This window comes from uncultured Clostridium sp. (assembly GCF_947036855.1).
Lineage (GTDB): Bacteria > Bacillota > Clostridia > Clostridiales > Clostridiaceae > Sarcina.
The window spans coordinates 1-5,741 of the sequence record NZ_CAMQRY010000143.1; the positions used below are offsets into that span (position 1 = coordinate 1).

Below are 5,741 nucleotides of genomic sequence, written 5' to 3' on the forward strand. Positions count from 1 at the left end.
TTATTAGTTTTTTCTTCAATTTTCCCTGCGCACCCTGCACAATTTAAATCCTTAAGTTCTAATTTAAAAGTTTCTAACTTTATCCCCTCATAATTAACTACAACATCTGGTTCTAATTTAAATACAATATCTTTAACTTTTTCATAAACCTTAACATCATCATTACTATTTTTTAATTCAATAGCTAAAACTTTTGTAGAAAAATTAAGACCTACTTCTTTTACCTCTTCAAGTTTTCCTGTTCTATCTTCAATTTTCCCTGCACATCCTGCACAATTTAAATTTTCTAAAGTAATTTTCATCCCTTAATACCTCCTTATTCTGTTATATGATGTAACCCTTCATCAAATATATGCTTTACATGTTCATCATCAAGTGAGTAATATACAACTTTCCCATCTCTTCTAAACTTTACAAGCTTAGCATTTTTAAGAACTCTTAGTTGATGTGATACTGCTGATTGGCTCATTCCTAGTGTTGTTGCTATATCACAAACACACATTTCAGCTTCAAATAAAGAACATAGTATCTTAATTCTTGTGCTATCCCCAAATACTTTGAATAGTTCTGCTAAATCATATAGCGTTTCTTCCTTTGGAAGTTTTGATCTAACATGTGAAACTACATCACTATGAATTGCATTTTCCTCACATTTTTCTATGCATTTATCTGTTTTATCATTACTCATTTCTATTCCTCCAATTCCTCATATGAACGATTGCTCATATGTTCATATATTCATTATATGCATCTTGATATAATAATGTCAATATTTTTTCAAATTTTTAACAAATAAAAATAAACAGGTGCTATTTCTAGCACCTGTTTATTTTAATAGTATTTTCTATCAAGTATTGTATCTGAAATACAGCTATTAAACTGTATTGAATCCATGATATATCCAACCATGCTATTACACATGTATGTTGCAAATATCAAATCATTTTCATAACTTTGCACATTACAATACATTTTATGATTTCTAAGTATAAATTCTTGGATATTATGATATCCAAATACTTTTATACTTTTGTCTGATAAATTAAAACTTTTAGCAAATGCTGCAAGTTCTTTCTCATACTTTATATGCTTACTCATACTATGTTTAAATTCCCATCTTTCACTATGAGGAACACAGAAAAAATCACATAAAAAGTGACATATCACACCAACTTCTTGACTAAACCTAACAATAGCAGCTTTTTTATTTAGCTCATTATATGATAATGCACTTAAAACTTTTATTTTATTTACTACCATTTCTAATGATTCATCCATATAATGTTTCTTTAATTTATATTTTGATACCAAATCTGGTTTTACATTTCCATACAAAAAATTATTGTAGCTAACCTTTTCTTTTAATATATCATCTAGGTTATAATATATATTCCTAGCAATCATAAGGTGTGTATTAGCCATCATATTTAAAGCATCTCCACTCTTTTTTTATTTAAAGAGCATCTTCTAATATATATAATTAAGAACATTTGAACATAGCTCAATATTTATACTTTCTTCTTTTAAAGTCTTTTTGTAAGAACAAAGGAACTCATTCAATTCATTATCTTGAAGACTGATCTCTTTATTACTCTTTATAAGTACAGTATTACCATCTAAATTAATTTCTATATCGTTTATATTATTTTTTATTTTATAAGTTGTTACTGAAGTTTTACCAATTTTAGCTTTATACTTTTCTTCAAAGCTCATAACTTTTCTTAAATCTTCATAACTTTCGTTCATTGATTCACCCTTAAACATACTAGGATTTACTCCCATATTTTTAAGTATACTAGGGTCCATATTCTGCATTTGTCCAGCTAAATCATCCATATTCATACCATATCTAGCAAGCATCTCTTTTTGTATATTCATAAGTTTTTCTTGTGAAACATTATGCTCTTTCATATAAACACCAATCTCTTGTATCATTTGCATCATATTCATTTTACCATCAGCCATTTTATAATAAAGGTCATAAATATATGTTTCAAACTCATTTATATCCTTATCTCTAACTTTTTCTTTTAATTTACTGAAATCTACTATTTTATCGTCCATGAAAACCCCTCCACTTAATCAAATAATATTGTTATCTACTATTCTAGCATAGTTTTATTTTTATTTCTCTCTCTATTATTTACAAACAATTTCTTTTTTAAACTTTTATCAAAAAAAAGGAAAAAGACTGATAAACAGCCCTTTTCCTACAAGTTCTACAAATAATCTTTATATTCTTTCTTATCTGCTATTTTACCTATTAAATGTTTTATTTCTTGATCTCTATTTTTATCCATAACGAGAAGTACATCCCCAGTATCTACTATGACAAGATCTTTTAGTCCAAATCCTATGATGAGCCTTTTACCACCAAATATACAGCAGTTCTTTGACTCCTCTAAGTAAACTTCTTCACTAACCGCGTTACTATCTTCTGTTTTTAAAAATCTACTAAGGGCTGTAAAACTTCCTATATCATCCCAAGAAAAATCACACTTAATAACTATAGCTCTTCTTGTTCTTTGCATTATACCAAAATCTATTGATATTCCATCAACTAAAGAATACTGCCTTTTTGTAACTGCTTCTTCTTCCTCAGTTCCAATTGCATCACGAATAGCTCTAAGACTAGCTCCAAGTTTTGGTATATATCTCTCTATCTCTTTAATTATAGTATCTGCTTTCATAACAAACATACCACTATTCCACAAATAAGTTCCTTTTAATATAAAGTCTTTTGCTACTTCAAGATTAGGCTTTTCTGTAAATCTATTTACCTTGTAACTTGGTATATTACCTGATACTCTTGTTCCCATCTCAATATAGCCATATCCCATTTCTGGTCTTGTAGGTTCTATTCCAATCGTAACTATTGCATTTCGTCTCTCAACAATTACAACAGCTTGTTTTAATGTTTCAATATAACTTTTATTATTTTCAATATAATGGTCTGAAGGTAATACTACCATAACTGCATCCTTATCCTTTTTCATAAGTTTAACTGCAGCTAGACCTATACACGTCGCTGTTTCTTTATTCGCAGGTTCTACAAAAATATTTTCTGGATTAAGTTCAGGAAGTTCCTGTTTTACTCTTTCCTCATAGTCTTTATTGGTAATAACAAAAGTATTCTCACTAGGAATAAGGGGACTGATTCTGTCCACAGTATTAACCAAAAAGCTCTTATCGTTGGCTACTTTCAAAAATTGTTTAGGTTCTTGCCCTCTTGAAAGGGGATATAGCCTTGTTCCTTTTCCACCTGCTAATATTAATGAATAAAGCATTTGTGCCTTCAACTCCATAACTTGCTATACATTATTCTATGAATGAGTTTTTTACTGTGTGCTATTTTTATAACAATTTAGCAAATTTTTTCTTAACTAAATAAAATTCTTGTAACTTAACCTAAAAAAATAGTGACTACCACTTAAGTAATCACTATCTATATTTTAATATTTATTTCTTACAACTATAAAGTTAGCTTTATCGCCTCTATGCATATCTTTTGAATACTCAAATATTTGACCATTATCAAGATAAACAGTAGATTCATTAGTTAAAAGTGCTGATCCTACAGGACATTCTAAAAGTTCTGCTTCTTCCTCTGTTGCAATTCTTGCTCTTATATCATCTGTTGACTGCTGAATTTTATACCCAAGCTCATTTTCAACATAACTATATATAGATGCTTTTATTATTTCTTCATTAAGTCCTCTAACATATTTTTCTAAAAAGAAACTTTTTTCAAGTACATATGGCTCACCATTTACTATTCTAATTCTTTCAACATAATAAATCATATCTCCAAGTTTACAATATAATTTATTTGCTAAATCTTTATCAGCTAGTAGTACATCAAACCTTATCATTTTACTTTCAATACTTTTATCATTCAAATATTGTGTAAGTCCAAAAGTTTTTGTATCCCCTGAGTAACTTTTTCTACTAACATCTCTTTTTACATAATTTCCACTACCTTGTATTCTATAAAGCCATCCATGTTCTATAAGTTTTTCAAGTGCTTTTCTTATAGTCATTCTACTAACGTCATACATATCACAAAGTTGCATTTCTGTTGGAAGTTTATCACCTTCTGTATAAACACCTTTATGTATTTTTCTTTCAAGGTCTGATGCTATTTTTAATGCTTTTGACATATTATCCCCTCACTAATCTAAACTTAATAATCTTATATATTTAATTGTATCTACATATTTTGACATTGTCTACCAATTTTCCTTAAATTTAACACAACTATAATATTTTTTTCACCCATGAAAGCTTATTTTTAAATGGAGCATACCTAATTGGCATATCAAGCCATGTTGCCCTATCTAAAACAGCCTTTCTATTTGAAAACGCAAGGAAACTTTCCTCACCATGATACTGTCCCATTCCACTTGTTCCAATTCCACCAAAAGGTAGATATGGTGATGATACATGCATAACTGTGTCATTTAAAGTAACTCCACCTGAAGTTGTAAATTTTAAAACTTTTTTAAGCTTTCTTCTATCTTGTGAAAAATAATAAAGTGCAAGTGGCTTGTCTTTTGAATTAATTTCATCAATAATCATATCAAGATTATCAAACTCTATAATTGGCATTATAGGTCCAAAAATCTCTCCGCCCATTACATCATCTTCAAAAGTTACTCCATCAAGTATAGTTGGTTCAATATATAAATCTGACTTATCTGATTTACCACCAAAATATATTTTTTCATTATTAATGTAAGAAAGAACTCTATCAAATTCTCTTTCATTAACCATTCTTACATAGTCTGGTGACTTTTGCACATCATCTCCATACTGAGTTATAATTTCATCCTTTAAAGCTACTAAAAACTTATCTTTAATACTTTTATGAACATAAATATAATCAGGTGCAACACAAGTCTGCCCACAATTTAAAAGTTTTCCCCAAACAATTCGCCTTGCTGCAAGCCCTATTTTTGCATCTTCATCAACAATACAAGGACTTTTTCCACCAAGTTCCAAAGTAACAGGTGTTAATTTTTCAGCTGCAGCCCTCATAACTATTTTCCCTACTTTAATACTTCCTGTAAAGAAAATATAATCATAGTCAAAATCTAAAATTTCCTGCATAACTTTTATCCCATCAGTCGGGTCTATATAAGCTATATACTTCATATCAAAGGCTTCATCTATAATATCTTTTATTATATTTGATGTTGCCATAGTTGCTTCAGAAGGTTTTATCATAGCTGTATTCCCTGCACTTATTGCTCCAACAAGTGGTGATAAATTAAGTTGAAATGGATAATTAAAAGGCCCAATTATAAGTGCTGTTCCAAAAGGCTCAAAATGAATATAACTTCTTGCTGGAAACACTGTTATAGGACTTTTAACTCTCTTATTTCTACTCCACCCTCTAAGACCTCTAATACTTAGATTTATTTCTTCATACACCATAGATATTTCAGTAATATAACCCTCAAACCTAGATTTTCTTAAGTCTTCATTTAAAGCATTCAAAATCTGCTCTTCTTTAGACTTAATAACTTCTTTAAGTTTCTTAAGTTGTTCTATTCTAAAATTTATATCTAAAGTTCTACCACTTCTAAAAAATGATTTTTGTTTATCAAAAATTTCCTTATTAAAAGACATAAACTCACCTCTTCCAAAATTTTCTTTCTTCAATTATAACACTATACAAATCTATTTGAACTACTACACCCACAAGGGGCGTAGATTCTTTTAACGTAGTTTGGTATTTA

The 5,741-nt window shown here is 29.0% G+C and carries 7 protein-coding genes; all 7 read right to left on the reverse strand.

What is annotated here, in order from left to right:
- Positions 1–302, reverse strand: a 302-nt coding sequence (locus Q0V15_RS11380) for a cation transporter (protein ID WP_297439090.1), incomplete at its 3' end; no start/stop codon positions are given.
- A gap of 14 nt (positions 303–316) precedes the next feature.
- Positions 317–688 carry a metalloregulator ArsR/SmtB family transcription factor gene (locus Q0V15_RS11385; RefSeq protein WP_297439092.1) on the reverse strand — a complete coding sequence of 124 codons (372 nt, stop codon included), beginning with the start codon at positions 686–688 and terminating at the stop codon, positions 317–319.
- 143 nt (positions 689–831) lie between these two features.
- A complete protein-coding gene (locus tag Q0V15_RS11390; RefSeq protein ID WP_297439094.1) occupies positions 832–1,425 on the reverse strand; it encodes a zinc dependent phospholipase C family protein in 594 nt (197 codons plus the stop codon).
- A gap of 42 nt (positions 1,426–1,467) precedes the next feature.
- Positions 1,468–2,064, reverse strand: a complete 597-nt coding sequence (locus Q0V15_RS11395; RefSeq protein ID WP_297439096.1) for a DUF3867 family protein — start codon at positions 2,062–2,064, stop codon at positions 1,468–1,470.
- A 155-nt stretch (positions 2,065–2,219) separates the two neighbouring features.
- Positions 2,220–3,287 carry a mannose-1-phosphate guanylyltransferase gene (locus Q0V15_RS11400; protein ID WP_297439098.1) on the reverse strand — a complete coding sequence of 356 codons (1,068 nt, stop codon included), beginning with the start codon at positions 3,285–3,287 and terminating at the stop codon, positions 2,220–2,222.
- Positions 3,288–3,452: 165 nt separating this feature from the next.
- Positions 3,453–4,160, reverse strand: coding sequence for a GntR family transcriptional regulator (locus tag Q0V15_RS11405; RefSeq protein WP_297439100.1), 708 nt, complete (start codon positions 4,158–4,160; stop codon positions 3,453–3,455).
- 97 nt (positions 4,161–4,257) lie between these two features.
- On the reverse strand, positions 4,258–5,631 hold the full coding sequence (locus Q0V15_RS11410) for an aldehyde dehydrogenase (protein ID WP_297439102.1): 1,374 nt from the start codon (positions 5,629–5,631) through the stop codon (positions 4,258–4,260).
- Between the last annotated feature and the right edge of the window lie 110 nt (positions 5,632–5,741).

Excerpts from the sequence above, each read along its gene's own strand:
- Q0V15_RS11385 (WP_297439092.1), bottom strand. The coding sequence starts at position 688 with ATGAGTAATGATAAAACAGATAAATGCATAGAAAAATGTGAGGAAAAT.
- Q0V15_RS11390 (WP_297439094.1), bottom strand. The coding sequence starts at position 1,425 with ATGATGGCTAATACACACCTTATGATTGCTAGGAATATATATTATAAC.
- Q0V15_RS11395 (WP_297439096.1), bottom strand. The coding sequence starts at position 2,064 with ATGGACGATAAAATAGTAGATTTCAGTAAATTAAAAGAAAAAGTTAGA.
- Q0V15_RS11400 (WP_297439098.1), bottom strand. The coding sequence starts at position 3,287 with ATGCTTTATTCATTAATATTAGCAGGTGGAAAAGGAACAAGGCTATAT.
- Q0V15_RS11405 (WP_297439100.1), bottom strand. The coding sequence starts at position 4,160 with ATGTCAAAAGCATTAAAAATAGCATCAGACCTTGAAAGAAAAATACAT.
- Q0V15_RS11410 (WP_297439102.1), bottom strand. The coding sequence starts at position 5,631 with ATGTCTTTTAATAAGGAAATTTTTGATAAACAAAAATCATTTTTTAGA.